Below are 17,828 nucleotides of genomic sequence, written 5' to 3' on the forward strand. Positions count from 1 at the left end.
CCTACCTCGAAAATGGAGACCGCCAAGGGGTGGCACACGCCTTGGAGAACTTAGGAAACGCATGGGCCGATGCGGGTGACGCGACAAAGGCCATTTCCTTCTATGACCGGTATCTCGTTGTTGCCAGAGAACTCGGAAACCGGTGCGGTGAAGGCCGCGCATTGGGGAATTTAGGAAACGCATGGGCTGATTTGGGTAACGTTAGGAAGGCCATTACCTTTTATGACCAGCAATTAGCTATCGCCCGAGAAATCGAAGACCGCCACGGAGAAGCATTCGCGCGCTGGAACAAGGCGTGGGCGATTGTGGAACTTGGCGAGTTCTCAGCCGCCGTCCCGTTACTGGAACTGTCACTAGCGTTTTATGAGTCGATTGGAGATCCGCGTGCCATTCTAATTCAACAAAATCTTACCCAACTACAGAAAGTTTCGCCTCTAGGCAATCACCCAGCCAATCAAATATCTATTGAAACAAATATATTTCCGGAACACCCCCCTTCCGACTCCGCCGAAGAAATTATTCAAAACAGCGCGAATCGCACCGAGGAAATTACTGATGAGGAAATATATTCATGGTTTAAGAATAACATAAACAACCCGCTATCCGAGTGGCTAGTTAAATTACAAGTATTTTGGTGCATAGGAATGCTGGATCGTGACGCCCTGGAATCAACTGATCTTGCACTTGGTTACAAACAATTGGCATCCAAATTGAAAAATTCCAATCCACAGTTTGCGCACATTCCGTTACCAAGAAGTATTGGTTACATTCGGGAAAATTGCCTCGCCGACTTGGAGAGCTACTTTAACTGTTTACCCTTTAGCGATTCGGCTTGGTCAGGCGAGGAACAACAATCTGCCCTGCGCATTGAGGGTTGGGTCGGTAGCCGTGCCCACGGCCGATGGACCCCGCGAGCACGAAAAGCTTGGATATACGTTAACCGCTTCCTGAAACTTCAAGGCTTGCGACCCACTATTACAAATATCTAATAACAACTATTGACATATAATAATTTTTCAGAAATAGTAAGCGACTAGTTCACTCATGTCTGATAAAATATGTCTCAGCTACCTGAAGAATACAAGCCAATTCATCCCGCAAGTCACCCTCGACGAGTTTACTTTCCTGGGATCGAATTTCCGAGCGATGCACTGTCAGTCAAACGGCTCCGCACTATCTTTCCAAACCAGTTCGATACGGGAACGGGAAACTTAACTGACGGCTATAGCAACCTGTTTTTCCCAGTAGATCACGAGCGGCCCGCTCAACTCGTGCAACTTGCGGAAATGATTTCACAGGAACGAGTTCTGGCCGAGTACGCCTTTTACCACGCCTTTGAATCGCACACCAACCAGATCCTCGACAAAGAATGCCACGAGTGCGCCGCCGCCGCGCGGATGGAATTGGAGCCACTTTACCAGCATTTCAAACTGGCAGATAGTCCCGAGACCGCACGCCTCCTGATCCGCTACGTTGAAGAACAAGGTGGGCACCAGGGCACACGAACCGCGAACCCAGCCCGTGACTAGTGGGTCAACCGGTCTGGATCGACGGGTAGAGGCGTTTGAGTTTGACGCGCGCGTCGGCGGTGGTGAACGGCCACTCGACCCGGCACGTGGTCGTATTGCGGCGCTGTTCCCATGCGGCCACTTCGGTTCGCAGTTCGTCCTTCTCGCCGATGCGCTGATCCAGGCACTGATTATTCAGCACCGACAGTTCCGTCTCGGCCATATTGAGCCAACCGCCGTGCTTGGGGGTGTAGTGGACCTCCAACCGTCCGATCAACCGCCTCGCCTCTTCCGGGGTGAACGCTTCGTACAGGCTCGACAGGCGGTGCGTGTTCAGGTTGTCCATCACGAGCACGACCTTCTCCGCCGTCGGGTACGGCTCGTCCACCCGTTCGCGGATCACGTGCGCGAAGTCGACCTTGGTGCGCCTCTCGGTCACCTTGACCCGGCGCCGGCCCGCGAGCGGCTCGAACACCATGAACAGGTTCGCGGTCCCGTTCCGCTCGTACTCGTAGTCCACGCGCTCCGGTTGCCCCGGTTCCACCGGGATCGGTGCTCGGGTCTCCCGGATCAGTTGCTTGCTCGTCTCGTCGAGGCACACCTGCGGGCGTTTCGGGTCGTATGGGCGGTGGTACACGTTGAGCACATCTTCCATCGCGCACACGAACTCGGCGTCCGCTTCCGGGGGTAATACCCAGTGCTCACGGAGCCACGGCTTGAGGTCGTTTTTTCGAGCGTCGTGCGCACCGCCTCGCGCCCGATCGACGTCACCACGTTCCGTTCCACCAGTCGGTCGGCCAGCAACTGCAAGGTCCATCGTACCCGTCCCGCCGGGGGCTTCGAGCACGCCAGCTTCACCAACTCGGCATCCTGCGCGCCGTCGAGCTTGCGGTACTGACGGTTCATCGAGGGCTTCCGAGCGAGCACCGCCTCGAACCCTTCGACCACGAGCAACCGGCGCGTGCGCTCGGCCGTCCGCACGCCTACCCCGAAGGCCTCGGCGATCTTCGCGTCGGTCCACGCCGGACCGCCCTCGCCCTCGTCGGCCTTCAGTAGAATCAGTGCCCGGTTGCGGATCGTTTTAGAGCCTTCACCCCGATCCACCATCTCCTGCAACCGCCCGCGCTCCGCTTCATCCAAGCGCACCACGAACTTCGCGTTTTGTTCCACGACAGGCCTCCTTAGACGACCATGAGAGCCGATCACAGGATGCCCGTCAATCCAGACCGGTTAACCCACTAGTTGATTGTGCGCGAGGCGCACAGTCACGCATCTCATCACTGATCAGATCGCGCACTACGCGCACAATATTCATCCTGGCAAACCGAAGGTACATTTCCCTCAGAAATCAAACGGCATGCACCGCTCGCAACATGGCGCGGTGTAGATCTGCCTTCCCACGGCAAACATTACGAACCGGACGAAGATCGCGGCCCTGCCGTTGGTCCGCGCCCCCTCACGTACTTCGGAGGTGTCCCATGACCATCCACCCCGGCCCGGCCCCGGGTCGCCTGCCCCAGCACAGATCACCCAGTACACCCACAGAAACACCCGTTAACTCCGTTCCCACGGCTTGGATCGCTGCTCTCATGCCCCTCGTGGTGAAGATCATTCAAAAAGACGATTTGATTCATGTCGACGATCGCGACGACGTGCAACAGGATGTGATGCTCCGCCTGTGGAAGCGCGTGTGCGACAACCCGTCACACGAACCGCGGCCCGAGCACTTAAGCACCATCGTCCGCGACGTCCGCGTGGGACACCACCGGATGGCGGACCGAGTGACCCGGAACCGGGACAAGTTGGTCAAGCAAGCGCTCAACCGCCTCGCCCGAAATGACGCGTCCATTGCTGAACGCGAGGCGGACCTCCGCGACCACTTGTGGGCCGCATTGGAGCGACTCCCGGCGCGGATGCGGGCCGTCGTCCAGGCCCTCTGGATCGAGGGGCTCTCGCAGAAAGAATTGGCACACCAACTCGGCATTTCCCCCCCGAGCGTCACGAGGTTGGTGCGCCGCACCACCGAACGGTTGCGCGCCTTGTTGGCCCCCTGGCAGGCCGAAATTCTCCCGGAATCGCGCTAACAGAATCGCGCTAACTCCCGCCGCCGACCCGCAGAGTTAGTGTCGAATACCGCCCGCGGTCCGCTCGCGGGCAGAACCCGGCTCGATACGGGTTCGCGCCGCGAACACCCGCGGCCCGAATCGGGTCCACAGGCCACGCCGCCCTCATTTATTCCGGCGCCCGGCGCCGAAGCCGGCCCCGCGACCGGCGACGAATCATCCGGGGAGACAACGCCCGTGTCAGAAAGCAAACCGACAGACCCGGACGAAGCGGAGCGGATCTCGCGCGAGGAGTTCTCCCGCCGCCACGCGGCCGCGCCGTTCCAGCACCGGTTCAATCACCTGTTCCCGCTCTGGAACGAGAACAACGCGCGTTATTTCGAGGACCGTTTGGCCGCGCCCCGGATCAGCATCGGGCCGACCTCGAGCCGGCGGATCAGCGAAACGCGTGTCAACACGGACTACGGGGCCCGGACCAACATCGTGTTCTCGCCGGGCCTGATGTTCGGCACCGACCGGCGCCTGGTCCGCACGGACGACCCCGACGCACCGGGCGTGCTGCGCCTCATTGCCGACCGGCTCCTGGGCGAGATGGTGAAGCAGTTCGTCATGGAAGTTCACAACTCATTGGAGGAAGGGTGGGACGGGTACGGGCCGCTCTACGCCCGTGAGGCCACGCGGATCGGGGCCCAAATGGGCCAAACGGACCCGGCCGACGCACTGTCCGAGGTTCACCCGCGGCGCCGCGCGGGCCGCCTGGCCGGGATGCCCGTGGCCGCGTGGTGGCCCCACGCGTTCCGCCCCGACGGGTACTACGCCGGGCACGTGTCGTTCGGGCACCTGCAGTTGCGCGGCCGGACCCGCGCCGGCGCCCCGGCCCGGCGCGCGGTCGGCCCCGGCGTGTTCGAGTACCTGCACTTCCTGGCCGCGACCGGGAAGCACGGGCAACTCCTGGAAGTGCTCGGGCGGGAGGTGGACGCGGCCAAGGTGGGCCGCAACCCGGCCCTCGCCGCCGCGGAGCGCGGCCCCGGGACGCGGCCGGGCGGGCCGTACCGCTGCCCCCAATCGCCCCCGACTGGCTGACGTGGAACGGGGGCTGCGTGCGGATCATCGCCGAGGGGATCCGCGCCCGCCGCGCGTTCGACGGGATGCCGATCCTGGGCGACGCGCTCCAGGACGCCGGGTGCGACAACCCGTTGATCCTGGACCACTGCCGGGCGCACGCGGACCACACCGCGAACTGCTGGGTCCTGCGGGGCTTGAGCGCCCCCGCCCGGGCCTGACACCCCTCAAGGTGTCGGTTTCTGCTCGCGGTTTGACCAGTTGGTTCGCGGATCCGGGCGCAGGACCGCCCGGCCCAATCCCGACCGCTTCTCGTTTCCCCGCTCGCGCTTTCGTTTCGGCCCTTTGCCTGCAATCAAGTTTCGTTCGCGCGGGACGGACGGTCCGTCCCGTGGGGCCTTCGTTCGCTCTGTTTTGAGGAATTCAACCGTGACCAAAACGTTCCGGTCCCTCGCCCTCCCCCCGGCCGAGGTGACCCGCTGGCAGGAGAACGTCCGGAAGTTCGGCTACCCGTCCGGCGCCACCGACCTCTACGCCCTCGCGCCCCGGGAGGCGCTCACCGAAGTGCGGGGCGCCCCGCGCCCGATCAACGACGAGTTCGTGCTCGGCTCGATCGTGGCCCAGGCCACCGCGCCGCCCGCGGTGACGGAGTTCTTCGCCCGGTTCGGTCGGCCGGGCGGGCCGGACGCGGCCGTACTCGACCTCGGCCCCGGGGCCGTCGACATCGACCCGGGGCGCCACATGCCGGTCCGGGGCCGCCGCAACCCGGCCAAGCCGTTCGGGTTCGACGAGATCGCGTTGCTCGGGATCGTCCAGGGGGCCGGGTTCCCGATGGCGCTGGTGCCCGAGGCCGGCCTGGACCTCGTCATGCCGGTGTCCCCGGTCCCCGGGCACGAAGCCTCGCGGTCGTCCAAGGGCGCGGCCCAACTCGGGTGGCACGTCGACAACCTCCCGTTCGCCCCGGACTACCGGCCGGACTTCCTCGCGCTGATGGGGTTGGTGTCGACCGAGCCGGTGGTGACCTCGTTCGCCCTGATCGACGACGTGCTGGCCGCGCTCCAGGAGTACGGGGGCCGGTACAAACAGGTTCTGCGCCAGCCGCTGTTCCGGTACGCCACCCCGGCCTCGTTCCACCTCGACGGTAGCGAACCGGTCCTGTCGCACCCGATGCCGGTGATCGCCGAGGGCCCCGACGGGCGGCCGGTGTTCAACTTCAACGAGTACACGCTCAGTGCGGGCGACGACCCCGAGGTCACCGCGGCGCTCGGCGCCCTCGGCCGGGTTCTGCGCGACGGCACGGTCGTCCGCGGGGAGTGCGTCGCGCCCGGCAAGGTTCTGGTCCTCTCGAACACCCGCGTCCTGCACGCCCGGGGCGAGGTGCGGGGCACGCGGTACCTGGCCCGGATGTACGGGAAGCGCGACCTGTCCGCGCTGCGGGCGCTCCCGTCCGGCGGGGACCGCGTGTGCCGGTACCGGTTCCCGATGACGCCGGCCGAGATGGTCGCGGCGTGCCGCGCGCCGGAACCGGCCCCGATGTGAGCCGACCCGCCGCCCGCTCTTATAGGGGGCGGTCCGTGCCCACGGACCGTTCACGGTTCTCAACGGGTGCCCGCTCCGGAGTTCCGGCCTCCGCTGAGTTGGCACCCGTTGAGAACCGGCTTGCCTTTAAAAATACGCGCCCTTGCGCCGGATCCGCGCGGTTCCCGGTCGCGGGCGTGCTCCGAACGAAAATCGCGCCCTGGTTCGGGGAGCACGCGCGCACGGCGAACCGCGCGGGTCGGAGATCGTGACGACCGATCTCGGTATTTCTTGGGCCGGATACGGGCGCCAGTTGTCAACAAACGGCGGCCGCAACACGGTGCAAGATAATTCAAAAAATCGCGCTAACGGAACCGCGCTAATTTCCGACCTCCGGCACGCAGAGTTAGTGTCGAATACCGCCCGCGAGTGTGGTCCCAACCCGAAACGTTTTTTGGCTCGATTCGCTCGTTTTCGCGGGCCGGAACCGGCTTCCGCGTGCAACTGTGTGGCGCGGGCGACGAACATGACGGCCGCGCCATTGGCCATCCTTCCACGCGCCCGATTGATCCGCTGATGGTGAGCGCCGTTCGCCTCCCCGAACCGGCCCCGCAGTCCATTTTCCCAAGAAAGGATCCGTGCATGACCGCGCTCCTGAAGAACGTGCTGGTCAGCTTGTGTGTGTATTTGTCGCAGCCGCGCTCCAAGCTCGACCCCGAGTACTGCCGCCGGCTCGGAGAGAGCATGCGGCTCCACGGGCAGAAGGTGCCCGTCATCGGGTACACCGACGGCGCCCGGTTCGTCATCTGCGACGGTGGGTGCCGGCTCGAAGGGGCACGACTGGCCGGGCTCACCGAGGTGCTGGCCCTCGATTTGGGCAAAGAGCCGACCCGCGCCGAACTGCTCCTGACTCAGGCCTCGATCGACCAGCACCGCCAGAACCTGCCCCCGATCGACCGGGCCAACCTGTTCCGCGCGATCCGCGACGAGAACCAGTGGACCGCCCGGCAGTTGGCCGAATCGGTCCGCGTGAGCGAGGCCCAGGTGAGTCGCGCTCTGGCCCTGCTCGGGTTGCCCCCGGAGGTCCAGTCCTTGGTCAACGAAGGCGAACTCGACGCCTCGAAGGCGTACCTGATCACCCAGGAACCGGACCCCGCCAAGCAGATCGAACTGGCCGGGCTCGCCCGCGTCACGTCCCGCGCCGAGTTCGAGGACCACCTCCGCAAACCGGTTCTCACGTCCGCACCCGCGGTGCGCCTCGCGCGGGTGAAACTGGCCCTTCCGAGCGGTTCGGCCGTGAGCATCTCGGGGGCCGAGTTGACGATGGAGAACGTGGTCCAAATTCTCGCCGAAACCCTCAAGGAGGCTCGCAGGGCGACCGAAGCCCGGTTCGACGTCAAGACGTGGCAGCGCATGATGGCCGACCGGTCCAAGGCCCGCGCGGAGGGCGACCATGTATAGGCTCACCCGCCTGGTTCTGGTGGCGAGCGTCCTGGCCGCCCTCTACGGCCTAATGGTGCTCGCGGCCCTCACCGCCCCGTGGTCGGTCGTCCTGTTGGTCGTGCTCGCGGGCGCGCGACTGGCCCGGAACGCCCGTCGGCCGCACCTGACCGCCCACGGGACCGCCCGCACGGCCGACCTCGACGACGTGCGGAACGCGGGCCTGCTCGACGCGAAAGGCGGTCTCATCCTCGGGCGGCTCGCCACGACCGTGCGTCCGCTCGGGCCCGCGCTCCGCGCCCTGTTCGACCGGCGCCTGGCAGCACGGCCGGCCTGCGAGCAGTTCCTGCGGGTATTCCGGCGCCGGCGTAACGACGGGGAGTTGGTACGGCTCAACAATGCGGTGCATTCCGTGGTGTTCGCGCCGACCGGGGCGGGCAAAAACGTTTCGTGCATCGCTTCGTTCCTGCTCACCTGCCCCGACACGTGCGTGGTCATCGATTTCAAGGGGGAGAACGCGCGGCTCACGGCCGCCCACCGGCGCCGCGTGTTCGGCCACCGGACCGTCGTCCTCGACCCATTTCGAATCGTCACCGACCAACCGGACGCCCTAAACCCGCTCGACGCCATCGCCAAACAGGTGTCGGACGCGCTCGACGACATCCGCGCCGTTGCGGAGGCCCTGGCGGTCCGCACGGGCCAGGAAAAAGAGCCCCACTGGGCCGACAGCGCCGAAACTTGGATCGCGGCCCAGATCGCCTGTGTCGCGCACTACGCGCCCCCCGACGACCGTTCCCTACAGACCGTCCGCGGGCTCCTCACCGACCCGAAGAAGATGGAGACGGCGGTCCAACTGTTGTGCGCGTCGAATGACGAGTACCTCGCCCGAATGGGGCACCAGTTGACGCAGTTCAAGGACAAGGAACTGTCCAGCGTGCTCACCACGACGAACCGGTTCCTCCGGTTCCTCGACACGCCGGCGATCGCGGCCAGCACCCGCGCGTCCAGCTTCGATCCGGCCGAACTGCGCCGGGGCAAGATGACCGTGTACCTGGTGCTCCCACCGGAACACATGAGGGCGTGCATGGGGCTGTTGCGGCTCTGGATCGGGACCCTTATGCGGGCGGTCGTACACGGCGGCCTTCAGGAAAGTCGAAAAATCCACTTCGTGCTCGACGAAGCCGCCAGTCTGGGGCACGGGATGAACGCGCTGGCCGACGCGGTGGACAAGTACCGCGGGTACGGAATCAGATGTCAATTTTACTATCAGAGCATGGGCCAGCTCAAGAATTGCTGGCCCGAGGACCAGGGCCAGACGCTCCTGTCGAACACGGCCCAGGTGTTCTTCGGGGTCAACGACCTGCCCACCGCCGAGTACGTGAGCAACCGGCTCGGGGAGGCTACGGTCGTGGTCACCAGTGGGGGCTCCAGCACTGGGCGTTCGTACTCGAGTTCGTCCGGCGGGAGCGGCCCGGGCCAGCAGACGAGCGGGTCGTCGTCGGGGCACAACGACAACTGGTCCCAGGTCGGGCGGCGCCTGCTCAAACCGGACGAGGTGCTGAACCTGGACCCGCGCACGGCGATCACCTTCGCCCCGGGCGTGCCCCCGATCCTGACACGATTGCTGCGCTACTACGAGGAGCGCGGGTTCGGTCGCCCTCCCGGCCCCGTACGGCAACTGCTGAAGGCCCTGAACGACCTGTGCCAAGCCCTGCTCCTCCTCCTCATTGCCGCGGCGTTCGCGCTCGCGGCCCTCGACACCGCGTCGGGGCCCGCCCGGTCAGATATCGGAGCGCCCGCCCCCGGCCCGAGCCCGACCGGTACCGGTTTCCCCGCGGGTCGGGACTTCCACACCCCGCCCTCCGCACCGAAAGGCAGGTAACTCGTGGCAAAAACGATGGACTGGTTGAACAAGGCACTCGAGGCCGCGGCCGCGCGGGTGAAGGACATCGGCCCCGAGGTCGGCGCGGAGTTCAACCGCCTGGGCGTGCAAGGAGCGGCCGAGATCGCCAACGTGCTGTTCACCGGGAGCGGGTTCGTGCCGTACGGCGCTGGTCAGCACACGCACGCGCCCGAACCCGGCCCGGCCCAAGAGGCCCCCCAGATGGACCACCAACCGCCCGAGCACCAGCAGGAACGCGGCGGGATGGAGATGTAAGTTCGCCCCAACTCAAAAGGAGGATCTCATGGCCCTGTTTGGCAGCTTCTTTGACCAGTTGTGCTTCCTGTTCTTCCTGGGGTGCGGGGGCCTGCTCGCGGCGGGCGTGCTCCTGATCCGCAGCGGGGCCGGCGGGGCCCTCGCCCAGGAAGCCGGCAAGGGCGCCGCCCAGCAACTCCTGGAAGGGTTCTTCAAGAAGCGCTAAAGGCGCCGACGGTTCGGAGTTGGGCACGTTGCCCGACTCCGAACCGACTCAACGGCCCCGGCCGCGGGAAAGGAGGTGCGCACACGCGGTCCGGTGCCCCACGGTCACAACGACGAATGAATCATTGTCCCGGTGCCCCGGTGGGGGGCCCGGTTACCGGCCACGGACGGCCGTCACACCCGAGGAGGAGATCATCCATGCCCGCGAGTTTGGTCGGCGAGGCCCTGATGGGGTTGGGGTGCCTCACGTTCTGCTTCGCGCTGACCGCGTGCGGGGGCCTGCTGCTGGCCCTACACTCCGGCCTCACGCGGGGCCTCGTCGAGAAGCTCAAGGCGCTGCTGGCGGCCGCGCCGAAGCCGCAGGACGGGGGCGCCCGTGACATTTGACCCGGGCCACGCCGAGGACGTGGCCCTCCCGAGCGCGTGCGTCCTGGTCCAGGAACTGTTCCCGCACGCGACCGGGGCCGCGCGCGAGCGACTGGTCCGCCGCGTGACCGAGGTCCTCATGACCACCCTGTTGGCGTTCTGTGAGTTCCAACCACCGGGCGCCGTTCCCGCACCCAGTCACAACTGACCCGCGCCGCCCGGTGGGGCGGTGCTTTTCGAGGAGGATCCAGCCGTGATGGCGATCGTGACCGAACCCCGTGCGTTCCGGGCCTGGTTGAACCACGCCCGTCAGGCGCTCCTGGACCGGGTGAGCGAACTGGCCGACGCGCCGCAGGAAGAACTCCTGGCCGGAATCGCGGACGAGTTGTGCGAGCAGTTGAACGCGTACCAGGTGCGCCCGGTACGGGGTAGCCGCCGGGGGCTCCACCCGGGTTCCCGAACTTGAAGCCGAGGGGCATCCGATGAACACGCAGCGGGTCCGGGTGACGTTCCGGGGTCGCGAGTGCCTCGTGTTCCGGAGCCGGCACCCGAACGGGGGGACCGCGGTGTGCCTGCTCGACGCGGAGCACGGCGGGTTCGCGGCGTGGGCGACCCTTAACACGCCGCTTGCGGATCTCAAACCCGGTCAGGTCGTGGTGAACGATTTCGACCGGTCCGAGGGCCTGTTGGAGGCTCTGGTTTCGGCCCGGGTGGTGGAACCGACCGGGGAGCAGGTGCGGTTCCTCGGGCTCGCCCTGCCGGTCGCCACGCTCAGTGCCCCGATCCCGGAACTCGAGCGGCCCGGCACAGCGATCGATTACTCGACTCGAAAGGAGGTGCGCACGCACGAGATCGATTCGGGACGGGAGTGGTAACGGTTCGTGGCCGGGCGCGGGGGCGCCCACAAACGGGAGGAAGCTCATGAAGAAGGCGGTGGCGGTCATCGGGGCGGTGTTCTACCTGGTCAGCCCGGTGGACCTGGTCCCGGACGTGATCCCGATCATCGGGTGGCTGGACGACATCGGGGTCTTAGCGCTGTTAGCTAATTACCTGGCGAAGAAGCCGGAGGAGCAACCGACGAAGTGAGACGGATCCGGGGCGTCGCCCACGCCCCGCGGCCTGAATGTACCGGGCGTAGGGACACCGCGCCGCAACCGAAGGCGTCCCGTGTCTCCACGCCCGACGAGTCGGAACGGGATCTTCAACAGTGTCGCTCGAACCGGAGGAGCCGTATGAGGAAATTCTTACACGAGTACGCGAAGGCTGTGCTGGTGGTCGCGAGCATATTCGGTGGGATCGCGCTGGCCTTCGAGGTCCCGGCGTTCGACACCGGGGCGCGGTGGGTGATGCGAGAATTATTCCACCTGACAATTGAGTACCGCGGGCCGGCAATTGCCGTAATTGTTTTGGGACTGGCCGGCATGCTCACCGCGATGAAAGTGGTCGAGGGGAAACACCTCGAAACTGATAGCGCCAGCGAAGGCCGCTGAGAAGGCGAACGTGCCCGTGTTACTCGTTACTAAGAGCTCCGTGCCGTGAGAACGGGCTCACCGGCTGGTACCGGCGGTTCACCCGCAATCGACTCGCACACCGCTCGCAGTCGGGAGTTGAACCGCGTAGCCCGAGCACGGACATCCTGACGCAACAAGAGGGCACCCGTGAACAGCCCAGCGTATCTAACGATCGCCCAGGCCGCTCTCCGAGCGTGTGTCTCCGAGAGCATGTTGTACGAAGCCTGCCGCCGAAAGCTGGTCGTGCATTACCGTCCCGGTGTCAACGGCCGGGGGAAAATCTTGTTCCTCCCCGAAGACGTTGACGCTTGGATGGCAGCGTTCAGGATTGAGGCCCCGAAGGCTACTCAAGGAGAAGATGAACTGACGTTTCTGAAGTAACCGCCAATCACCCCGTCACCGCTTTCAGGGCCGCGGCTTTGAGAGCGGTTTTGTCTTTTCCTACGTGCGCGTAATTTCGGTGCAAGACCGACGGCGTGTTGCCGACGAGTTCGGCGACCACCTCGACCGGAACCCCCCGGATCAGCGCGGCCGTGATATACGAGTGCCTGTAAACGTACGCGTGTGCCTTGATGCCTAGTTCCTTTTCGATCTCGCTGAACCACTTACGCGAGCTGCCGCTGTTCCATTTCGCCCCGCGGCGCGACTGAAACAGTGGCCCGTTGGGGTGCTGTTCGACCCGCTTCTTAAGGATCGCGAGCAATTCCGGCACGAGAAAAATCGTCCGCGGCTTGCCGGTTTTCTTCCGGTTCTTGTGCTTCTGAAGTGTGATGGTTCCGGCGTTGAGATCCACATCGGTCGCGGTCACCTGGGCCATCTCTGAGAACGGCCGTGCCCCGGTAAGCTCGATCGCTTTCAGGAAGTCGGCAAAGTCCGGCGAAACGAATTCCGAGATCTTCTTCTTCTCTTCTTCAGTGAAAACCCGGTCGCGACGAAGCGCCTCGCCACCCGCCATCTTCTTTAGCGGGCTCTCATTGAGATAGCCCTCTTTCACCGCCCAATTGAGCACCGCCTTGATCGTCTTGCGTTGCCCCGACTGCGTCGAGACGTTCCACTCCGGTTTCGTCGCCAGCCACGCGCGAACCATGTGTGGGCGGACCTCGTCGGCCCGGAGTTTCTTCACGTGATTGCTAAAGAGCTGGAGCGTCTTTGTCTGCTGCTGAAACGCCCGCTGCCCCTTGTCCCCTTGCGTGGCCTTCAGGTACTCGTCGGCGAGCTTTTTGAACGAAACGCCCAGAGCGGCGGGGGGTTCGGGATCGGGAGCCTCCGCCACCTTCTTAGCCATCAACTCGTGAAACATCCGCTGCGCTTCTTTTTCGTCCTTCGACAGGCGGATCTGATCACCTTTAAGGGTCACGTAGTACCAGGGAGTTCCTTTCCGCAACCAGATGCCGGGCTTACGAGCCATTGCAAGACCCTCCCGTGTTCCCGACGGGCGACAGTGGATCTTACTGGCAAAAGTGCGATCTCAAAAGTGCGAACGGAAAAATACGTTGCAAATTCCGTCATTTTTCCGCCATTTACAGCATCCGGTAATGGAGGTTAACCTTCCGGTAGTGGAACCCGTCGAACGGCGCTTTGGCGTCGAAGTCGGACTGGCGCCGGCAGTGCAGCGCGCTGCGGAGCGGCCCTTCGGGGAGCCGTTTCGTGCGGGCAATGCACTCCAGACCGCACTGGTAAGCGTCGTCGTATTGCGCCAGGAACGCGAACTGGTCCACCCACGGCGCCCCTTCGGGAAACAACTCGACCGGCAACCCGAACGGGCAATCGAAGCCCCACAGGGCCGCATCGCTCGCGTTCACGATCCGGACCAATTCCGCAAGACACACCTCGCGCTCCGCGGTCCCACAGAGCGAATCGAGTCGGTCGAGTGTAACAAGCGCGAATTTCCCCCGCGCACGCGGTTCGGTCCGGGCGATCCAGATCGTGCGCCCCGCCTGCTTCGCTCCGGAGAAGTCCACCCCGTATACCGACCCGAACTCTGGTATCCGCATCGTTCCCGCTCACTGATTGCAATCTTCCGTGTCGTGTGATTCAGTGTGACAAGGGGGCTCGCATTCGGCGAGGCCGGTTGTGGCCGTTGAAGAAGTCGCCGACGCATGAATGGCAATCTCTACAGTCGCAACGCCATAGCCAAATCAGATTATGGACCGGCCTCAACGACTTCCGAGTTGATAAGGGGAGGCCAACCGCCGCCTTTGCCGCACGGTTCTCTCGTCCGTAAATCATCTCGTGAACAGATGCCGCACCGCGGCGCTACCCCTCCTCACAGCGGACGACAATGAGCGCGAAGCACGTTTACTTCTTCGGCGGCAAGACGGCCGAGGACACCGGCCTGGACGCGAAGGGGCAGAAAGAGCTGCTCGGCGGTAAGGGCGCCAACCTCGCCGAGATGTGCCGCATCGGGATCCCCGTGCCGCCCGGCTTCACCATCACCACCGAAGTTTGCGCGGCCTACTACGAACAGGGAAAGAAGATCCCCGAAGCGGCCGTTCCCGCGATCGAGGAAGCGCTCAAGAAGGTCGAAGCCGCGTTCGGAGGGCGCAAGCTCGGCGACCCCGCCGACCCGCTACTCGTCTCCGTGCGCTCGGGCGCGGCCCTCTCCATGCCCGGGATGATGAACACCATCCTCAATCTCGGTCTGACCGACGCGAGCGTCGAGGGGCTGGCGAAGAAGACCGGCAACCCGCGGTTCGCCTACGACAGTTACCGCCGCCTCATCGACATGTTCGGGTCCACCGCGATGGGCTGCGAGCACGAGAAGTTCGAGCACGAAATCCACGAGATGAAGAAGGCGAAGGGGGCCAAGCTCGACACCGACTTGAGCGCCGACGACCTCAAGGAACTCGTCACGCGCTACAAGGCCGTGTACAAGGCCCACGTCAAGGACGACTTCCCGCAAGACCCGAAGAAACAACTGTTCCTCGCGGTCAACGCGGTGTTCAACTCGTGGAACGGTAACAAGGCCATCGAGTACCGCCGCATCGAGCGCATCACCGGGCTCAGGGGCACCGCGGTGAACGTGCAGGCGATGGTGTTCGGCAACATGGGCGGCACGTCCGGCACGGGCGTGGCGTTCACCCGCGACCCGAACACCGGCGAGAACGTCTTCTACGGCGATTACCTCATCAACGCCCAGGGCGAAGACGTGGTGGCCGGTATCCGCACCCCGGAGCCGATCGCCAAGCTGCACGAAGACATGCCGAAGGTGTACGAGCAACTCGTCGGCATCCGTAGCACGCTGGAAAAGCACTACAAGGAGATGCAGGACATCGAGTTCACGGTCCAGGAAGGCGTCCTGTACATGCTACAGACGCGCTCCGGCAAGCGCACCGGGACCGCGGCCGTGCGCATCGCGGTCGAAATGGTGAAGGAAGGGCTGATCGACGAAACGACCGCGGTGAAGCGCGTCGCGCCGGACAGCCTCAACCACCTGCTCCAGCCGCAACTCGACCCGAAGTCGAAGGTCGAAGTGGTCGCTCAAGGGATCGCGGCCAGCCCCGGCGGCGCCTCCGGCATCGTGCTGCTGTCCGCCGAAGCCGTGGTCGCGCACGCGGAGAAGAACCCGAACGACTCGATCATGCTCGTGCGCAAAGAGACGTCGCCGGAAGACGTCGCGGGCATGCACTTGGCGAAGGGCATTCTGACCAGCACCGGCGGTAAGGCGAGCCACGCGGCCGTGGTCGCCCGCGGTTGGGGCAAGCCGTGCGTCGTCGGCTGCGAGGCGATGAAGATCAACGAAGAGGCCCAGACGATCACGATCGCCGGGAAGACCGTGAAGGCCGGTGAGTTCCTCACGATCAACGGCACCACCGGCGACGTGATGATCGGCAAGGTGCCGACCGTCGCCCCGAGCATGACCGGCGACTTCGCCACTCTCATGACGTGGGCGGACAAGGGCCGCAAGCTGAAGATCCGCACCAACGCCGACGCCCCCGCGGACGCGGCGAAGGCCCGCGAGTTCGGCGCCGAAGGCATCGGCCTGTGCCGCACCGAGCACATGTTCTTCGGTAAAGACCGCATCGCCGCGGTGCGCGAGATGATCCTCGCGACCAGCACGGACGACCGCAAGAAAGCGCTGGCGAAGATCGAACCGTTCCAGAAGGCGGACTTCGTCGGCATCTTCGAGGCGATGGACGGCTACCCGGTCACCATCCGGCTGCTCGACCCGCCGCTCCACGAGTTCCTCCCGCAGAAGGACAACGTCGAGGGCACCGAGGACGTGGCCCGGCAGATGGGCGTGCCGGTCAGCGCGATCCGCGAGCGCGTGGACGAGCTGCACGAAATGAACCCGATGATGGGGTTCCGCGGGTGCCGGCTGCCGGTCGTGTTCCCGGAAATCGGTGACATGCAGGTGCGGGCCATCATCGAGGCCGCCATCGAAGTGAAGAAGAAGGGCAAGAGCGTGCTGCCCGAGATCATGATCCCCCTCGTGGGCGTGGTCGAGGAACTCACGATGCTCAAGAAGCGGGCCATCGCGACCGCCGAAGAGTGCATGACGAAGGCGGGCATCAAGGTCGAGTACCAGATCGGTACGATGATCGAGCTGCCCCGCGCCGCGCTCACCGCGGACGAGATCGCGGCGGAAGCGGAGTTCTTCAGCTTCGGCACCAACGACCTCACCCAGATGACGTTCGGCTTCAGCCGCGACGACATCAAGGGGTTCATGCCGACCTACCTGAAGGAAAAGATCCTGCCGGTGGACCCGTTCCAGTCGATCGACGTGAAGGGCGTGGGCAAGCTGATCGACATGGGCATCAAGCTGGGCCGCGAGAGCCGCAAGGCGAAGCACGGCCAGCACCTGAAGGTCGGCATCTGCGGCGAACACGGCGGCGACCCGGACAGCGTGGTGTTCTGCCACAAGGTCGGGATGGACTACGTGAGCTGCTCGCCGTTCCGTGTGCCGATCGCGCGCCTGGCCGCGGCCCAAGCCGCCCTCGGTGACACCGCCCGCGACAAGTAACCGGTGAGTTCCGGGCACTCGTCCGGAAAACCAGTAACGCGAAAGCCCGGCTTGAAGCCGGGCTTTCGTCATTTTCTCTTCACAGCGACCACAGCTCGAACGACGCGATTGTTGAAACGCGCGCGGGTACGGAAGGCCGGACACGAACTTGGTGTTAATTGTGGGCGGCGTTCGCGGGTAAAAAGGGAGAGTTTCCGCGGGAGCGCACAGTGCCGTCACCACAAGACCTGAAACTGCCTTCACTCAACGAACTCGGCCGCGATCTGCTCGCGGTACCCTGGTGGCGCGTTGCGCTCTCGCTCTCGGCCCCGTTCGTGTTCACCTTCGCATATTTTGGGTTCGCGGTCGCGGGCCATTGGGTATTTGCAGTCGGCTCTGTGGTCGCACTTAGTTTCGTGACCTATGGCTCCGTGTCGCATGATCTCGTCCACCGCACACTCCGGCTCCCGAAGTGGTGGAACGAATTCTTTCTCACCACCATCGAACTCCTCCTGTTCCGTAGCGGCCGGGCGTACCGACTGGCACACCTGAACCACCACGCGCGTTACCCCGACGCGCCCAACGACCCAGAAGCCGCGGCCGCTCACGGCGGATTGTGGGGGGCTCTCGCGAGCGGTCCGCTGTTCTTCCTTCGGTTGTGGGTGTGGGCCGTTCGGCGATACCCGGCGCACCGCACGCGCCTCATGTTCGAGGGCTGTGCGATCGCGATTCTCGTGGTTGCAGCCGTTGGCGCAGCGGTGTGCGGTTGGTCGATTGTTCCGCTCGTGTATGTGGGGACCGTGTATTTGGGAACGTGGATCGTGCCGCTCGCGACCGCGTATGTTCCGCACACGCCCAATGGTGACAGCCCACTTTCACAGACGCGGCGGTTCCGCGGTCGGCTCGCCCGGCTCATCGCCCTCGATCACCTGTATCACTTGGAGCACCACCTGTACCCGGCGGTACCGCACCATCGGTGGCCGGAACTGGGCCGCCGGCTCGACCCGGTTCTCGACCGCAGCGCCGTTCCCGTCATCCGACTCGGTCTTTAAGCCC

The 17,828-nt window shown here is 64.6% G+C and carries 22 protein-coding genes; 19 read left to right on the forward strand and 3 right to left on the reverse strand.

The window, feature by feature from the left end; genetic code table 11:
* Positions 1 to 29 precede the first annotated feature (29 nt).
* Positions 30 to 989, forward strand: coding sequence for a tetratricopeptide repeat protein (locus tag VT84_RS06515; protein ID WP_162271620.1), 960 nt, complete (start codon positions 30 to 32; stop codon positions 987 to 989).
* A 69-nt stretch (positions 990 to 1,058) separates the two neighbouring features.
* Positions 1,059 to 1,529: a hypothetical protein gene (locus VT84_RS38180; RefSeq protein ID WP_157469251.1), complete on the forward strand. Its 471-nt coding sequence runs from the start codon at positions 1,059 to 1,061 to the stop codon at positions 1,527 to 1,529.
* Between the two features lie 4 nt (positions 1,530 to 1,533).
* Here VT84_RS38180 and VT84_RS38185 read toward each other — a convergent pair.
* A protein-coding gene (locus tag VT84_RS38185; protein WP_157470365.1) for an IS630 family transposase occupies positions 1,534 to 2,615 on the reverse strand; the annotation gives its coding sequence in 2 pieces (ribosomal slippage) (positions 1,534 to 2,240 and positions 2,240 to 2,615; 1,083 coding nt in all).
* A 371-nt stretch (positions 2,616 to 2,986) separates the two neighbouring features.
* Here VT84_RS38185 and VT84_RS06535 point away from each other — a divergent pair.
* The 15 genes from VT84_RS06535 (at position 2,987) to VT84_RS42130 (ending at position 12,211) form a co-directional block, all read left to right on the forward strand.
* Positions 2,987 to 3,592, forward strand: coding sequence for an RNA polymerase sigma factor (locus tag VT84_RS06535; RefSeq protein ID WP_162271621.1), 606 nt, complete (start codon positions 2,987 to 2,989; stop codon positions 3,590 to 3,592).
* Positions 3,593 to 3,808: 216 nt separating this feature from the next.
* Positions 3,809 to 4,654, forward strand: coding sequence for a hypothetical protein (locus VT84_RS06540; RefSeq protein ID WP_157469253.1), 846 nt, complete (start codon positions 3,809 to 3,811; stop codon positions 4,652 to 4,654).
* A gap of 17 nt (positions 4,655 to 4,671) precedes the next feature.
* A complete protein-coding gene (locus tag VT84_RS06545) occupies positions 4,672 to 4,854 on the forward strand; it encodes a hypothetical protein (protein WP_082838949.1) in 183 nt (60 codons plus the stop codon).
* A 208-nt stretch (positions 4,855 to 5,062) separates the two neighbouring features.
* The gene (locus tag VT84_RS06550; RefSeq protein ID WP_082838950.1) at positions 5,063 to 6,172 is read left to right on the forward strand and encodes a TauD/TfdA family dioxygenase; all 1,110 of its coding nucleotides are present in this window, start codon (positions 5,063 to 5,065) and stop codon (positions 6,170 to 6,172) included.
* 621 nt (positions 6,173 to 6,793) lie between these two features.
* Entirely contained in the window at positions 6,794 to 7,612 is an 819-nt protein-coding gene (locus VT84_RS06555; RefSeq protein ID WP_162271622.1) for a ParB/RepB/Spo0J family partition protein, read from the forward strand.
* Complete coding sequence (locus tag VT84_RS06560) at positions 7,605 to 9,473, forward strand: type IV secretory system conjugative DNA transfer family protein (RefSeq protein ID WP_082838952.1); 1,869 nt, start codon at positions 7,605 to 7,607, stop codon at positions 9,471 to 9,473. Before VT84_RS06555 ends, VT84_RS06560 begins: the two co-directional genes overlap by 8 nt.
* 15 nt (positions 9,474 to 9,488) lie before the next feature.
* Positions 9,489 to 9,749, forward strand: a complete 261-nt coding sequence (locus tag VT84_RS06565) for a hypothetical protein (RefSeq protein WP_082838953.1) — start codon at positions 9,489 to 9,491, stop codon at positions 9,747 to 9,749.
* A 28-nt stretch (positions 9,750 to 9,777) separates the two neighbouring features.
* Entirely contained in the window at positions 9,778 to 9,954 is a 177-nt protein-coding gene (locus VT84_RS38190) for a hypothetical protein (RefSeq protein WP_157469254.1), read from the forward strand.
* A gap of 197 nt (positions 9,955 to 10,151) precedes the next feature.
* Entirely contained in the window at positions 10,152 to 10,340 is a 189-nt protein-coding gene (locus tag VT84_RS06570; protein WP_082838954.1) for a hypothetical protein, read from the forward strand.
* Positions 10,330 to 10,527, forward strand: coding sequence for a hypothetical protein (locus VT84_RS06575; protein ID WP_082838955.1), 198 nt, complete (start codon positions 10,330 to 10,332; stop codon positions 10,525 to 10,527). Before VT84_RS06570 ends, VT84_RS06575 begins: the two co-directional genes overlap by 11 nt.
* 48 nt (positions 10,528 to 10,575) lie before the next feature.
* Positions 10,576 to 10,785: a hypothetical protein gene (locus VT84_RS06580; protein ID WP_082838956.1), complete on the forward strand. Its 210-nt coding sequence runs from the start codon at positions 10,576 to 10,578 to the stop codon at positions 10,783 to 10,785.
* A 16-nt stretch (positions 10,786 to 10,801) separates the two neighbouring features.
* Positions 10,802 to 11,194, forward strand: a complete 393-nt coding sequence (locus VT84_RS06585) for a hypothetical protein (protein WP_082838957.1) — start codon at positions 10,802 to 10,804, stop codon at positions 11,192 to 11,194.
* Positions 11,195 to 11,240: 46 nt separating this feature from the next.
* The gene (locus tag VT84_RS06590; RefSeq protein ID WP_082838958.1) at positions 11,241 to 11,405 is read left to right on the forward strand and encodes a YkvA family protein; all 165 of its coding nucleotides are present in this window, start codon (positions 11,241 to 11,243) and stop codon (positions 11,403 to 11,405) included.
* A 146-nt stretch (positions 11,406 to 11,551) separates the two neighbouring features.
* Positions 11,552 to 11,809 (forward strand): hypothetical protein, encoded by a 258-nt coding sequence (locus VT84_RS06595; protein WP_082838959.1) that lies wholly within the window; start codon positions 11,552 to 11,554, stop codon positions 11,807 to 11,809.
* Between the two features lie 168 nt (positions 11,810 to 11,977).
* Positions 11,978 to 12,211, forward strand: coding sequence for a helix-turn-helix domain-containing protein (locus tag VT84_RS42130; RefSeq protein ID WP_082838960.1), 234 nt, complete (start codon positions 11,978 to 11,980; stop codon positions 12,209 to 12,211).
* A gap of 7 nt (positions 12,212 to 12,218) precedes the next feature.
* On the opposite strand, the gene VT84_RS06605 is transcribed toward VT84_RS42130, so the two are convergent.
* Together VT84_RS06605 and VT84_RS06610 are read right to left on the reverse strand one after the other, a co-directional pair.
* Entirely contained in the window at positions 12,219 to 13,238 is a 1,020-nt protein-coding gene (locus tag VT84_RS06605; RefSeq protein WP_082838961.1) for a tyrosine-type recombinase/integrase, read from the reverse strand.
* Between the two features lie 112 nt (positions 13,239 to 13,350).
* Positions 13,351 to 13,824, reverse strand: coding sequence for a hypothetical protein (locus tag VT84_RS06610; protein WP_082838962.1), 474 nt, complete (start codon positions 13,822 to 13,824; stop codon positions 13,351 to 13,353).
* 287 nt (positions 13,825 to 14,111) lie between these two features.
* Between VT84_RS06610 and ppdK the strand changes: the two genes are divergently transcribed.
* Positions 14,112 to 16,793 carry a pyruvate, phosphate dikinase gene (gene ppdK / locus VT84_RS06615; protein WP_052560754.1) on the forward strand — a complete coding sequence of 894 codons (2,682 nt, stop codon included), beginning with the start codon at positions 14,112 to 14,114 and terminating at the stop codon, positions 16,791 to 16,793.
* Between the two features lie 209 nt (positions 16,794 to 17,002).
* Positions 17,003 to 17,824, forward strand: coding sequence for a fatty acid desaturase family protein (locus tag VT84_RS06620; RefSeq protein ID WP_052560755.1), 822 nt, complete (start codon positions 17,003 to 17,005; stop codon positions 17,822 to 17,824).
* Positions 17,825 to 17,828: the final 4 nt, after the last annotated feature.

The organism is Gemmata sp. SH-PL17 (assembly GCF_001610855.1).
Taxonomy (GTDB): Bacteria; Planctomycetota; Planctomycetia; order Gemmatales; family Gemmataceae; genus Gemmata; species Gemmata massiliana.

Excerpts from the sequence above, each read along its gene's own strand:
- VT84_RS38180 (WP_157469251.1), top strand. The coding sequence starts at position 1,059 with ATGTCTCAGCTACCTGAAGAATACAAGCCAATTCATCCCGCAAGTCAC.
- VT84_RS06535 (WP_162271621.1), top strand. The coding sequence starts at position 2,987 with ATGACCATCCACCCCGGCCCGGCCCCGGGTCGCCTGCCCCAGCACAGA.
- VT84_RS06555 (WP_162271622.1), top strand. The coding sequence starts at position 6,794 with ATGACCGCGCTCCTGAAGAACGTGCTGGTCAGCTTGTGTGTGTATTTG.
- VT84_RS06560 (WP_082838952.1), top strand. The coding sequence starts at position 7,605 with ATGTATAGGCTCACCCGCCTGGTTCTGGTGGCGAGCGTCCTGGCCGCC.
- VT84_RS06565 (WP_082838953.1), top strand. The coding sequence starts at position 9,489 with ATGGACTGGTTGAACAAGGCACTCGAGGCCGCGGCCGCGCGGGTGAAG.
- VT84_RS38190 (WP_157469254.1), top strand. The coding sequence starts at position 9,778 with ATGGCCCTGTTTGGCAGCTTCTTTGACCAGTTGTGCTTCCTGTTCTTC.
- VT84_RS06570 (WP_082838954.1), top strand. The coding sequence starts at position 10,152 with ATGCCCGCGAGTTTGGTCGGCGAGGCCCTGATGGGGTTGGGGTGCCTC.
- VT84_RS06580 (WP_082838956.1), top strand. The coding sequence starts at position 10,576 with ATGGCGATCGTGACCGAACCCCGTGCGTTCCGGGCCTGGTTGAACCAC.
- VT84_RS06585 (WP_082838957.1), top strand. The coding sequence starts at position 10,802 with ATGAACACGCAGCGGGTCCGGGTGACGTTCCGGGGTCGCGAGTGCCTC.
- VT84_RS06590 (WP_082838958.1), top strand. The coding sequence starts at position 11,241 with ATGAAGAAGGCGGTGGCGGTCATCGGGGCGGTGTTCTACCTGGTCAGC.
- VT84_RS06595 (WP_082838959.1), top strand. The coding sequence starts at position 11,552 with ATGAGGAAATTCTTACACGAGTACGCGAAGGCTGTGCTGGTGGTCGCG.
- VT84_RS06605 (WP_082838961.1), bottom strand. The coding sequence starts at position 13,238 with ATGGCTCGTAAGCCCGGCATCTGGTTGCGGAAAGGAACTCCCTGGTAC.
- VT84_RS06610 (WP_082838962.1), bottom strand. The coding sequence starts at position 13,824 with ATGCGGATACCAGAGTTCGGGTCGGTATACGGGGTGGACTTCTCCGGA.
- ppdK (WP_052560754.1), top strand. The coding sequence starts at position 14,112 with ATGAGCGCGAAGCACGTTTACTTCTTCGGCGGCAAGACGGCCGAGGAC.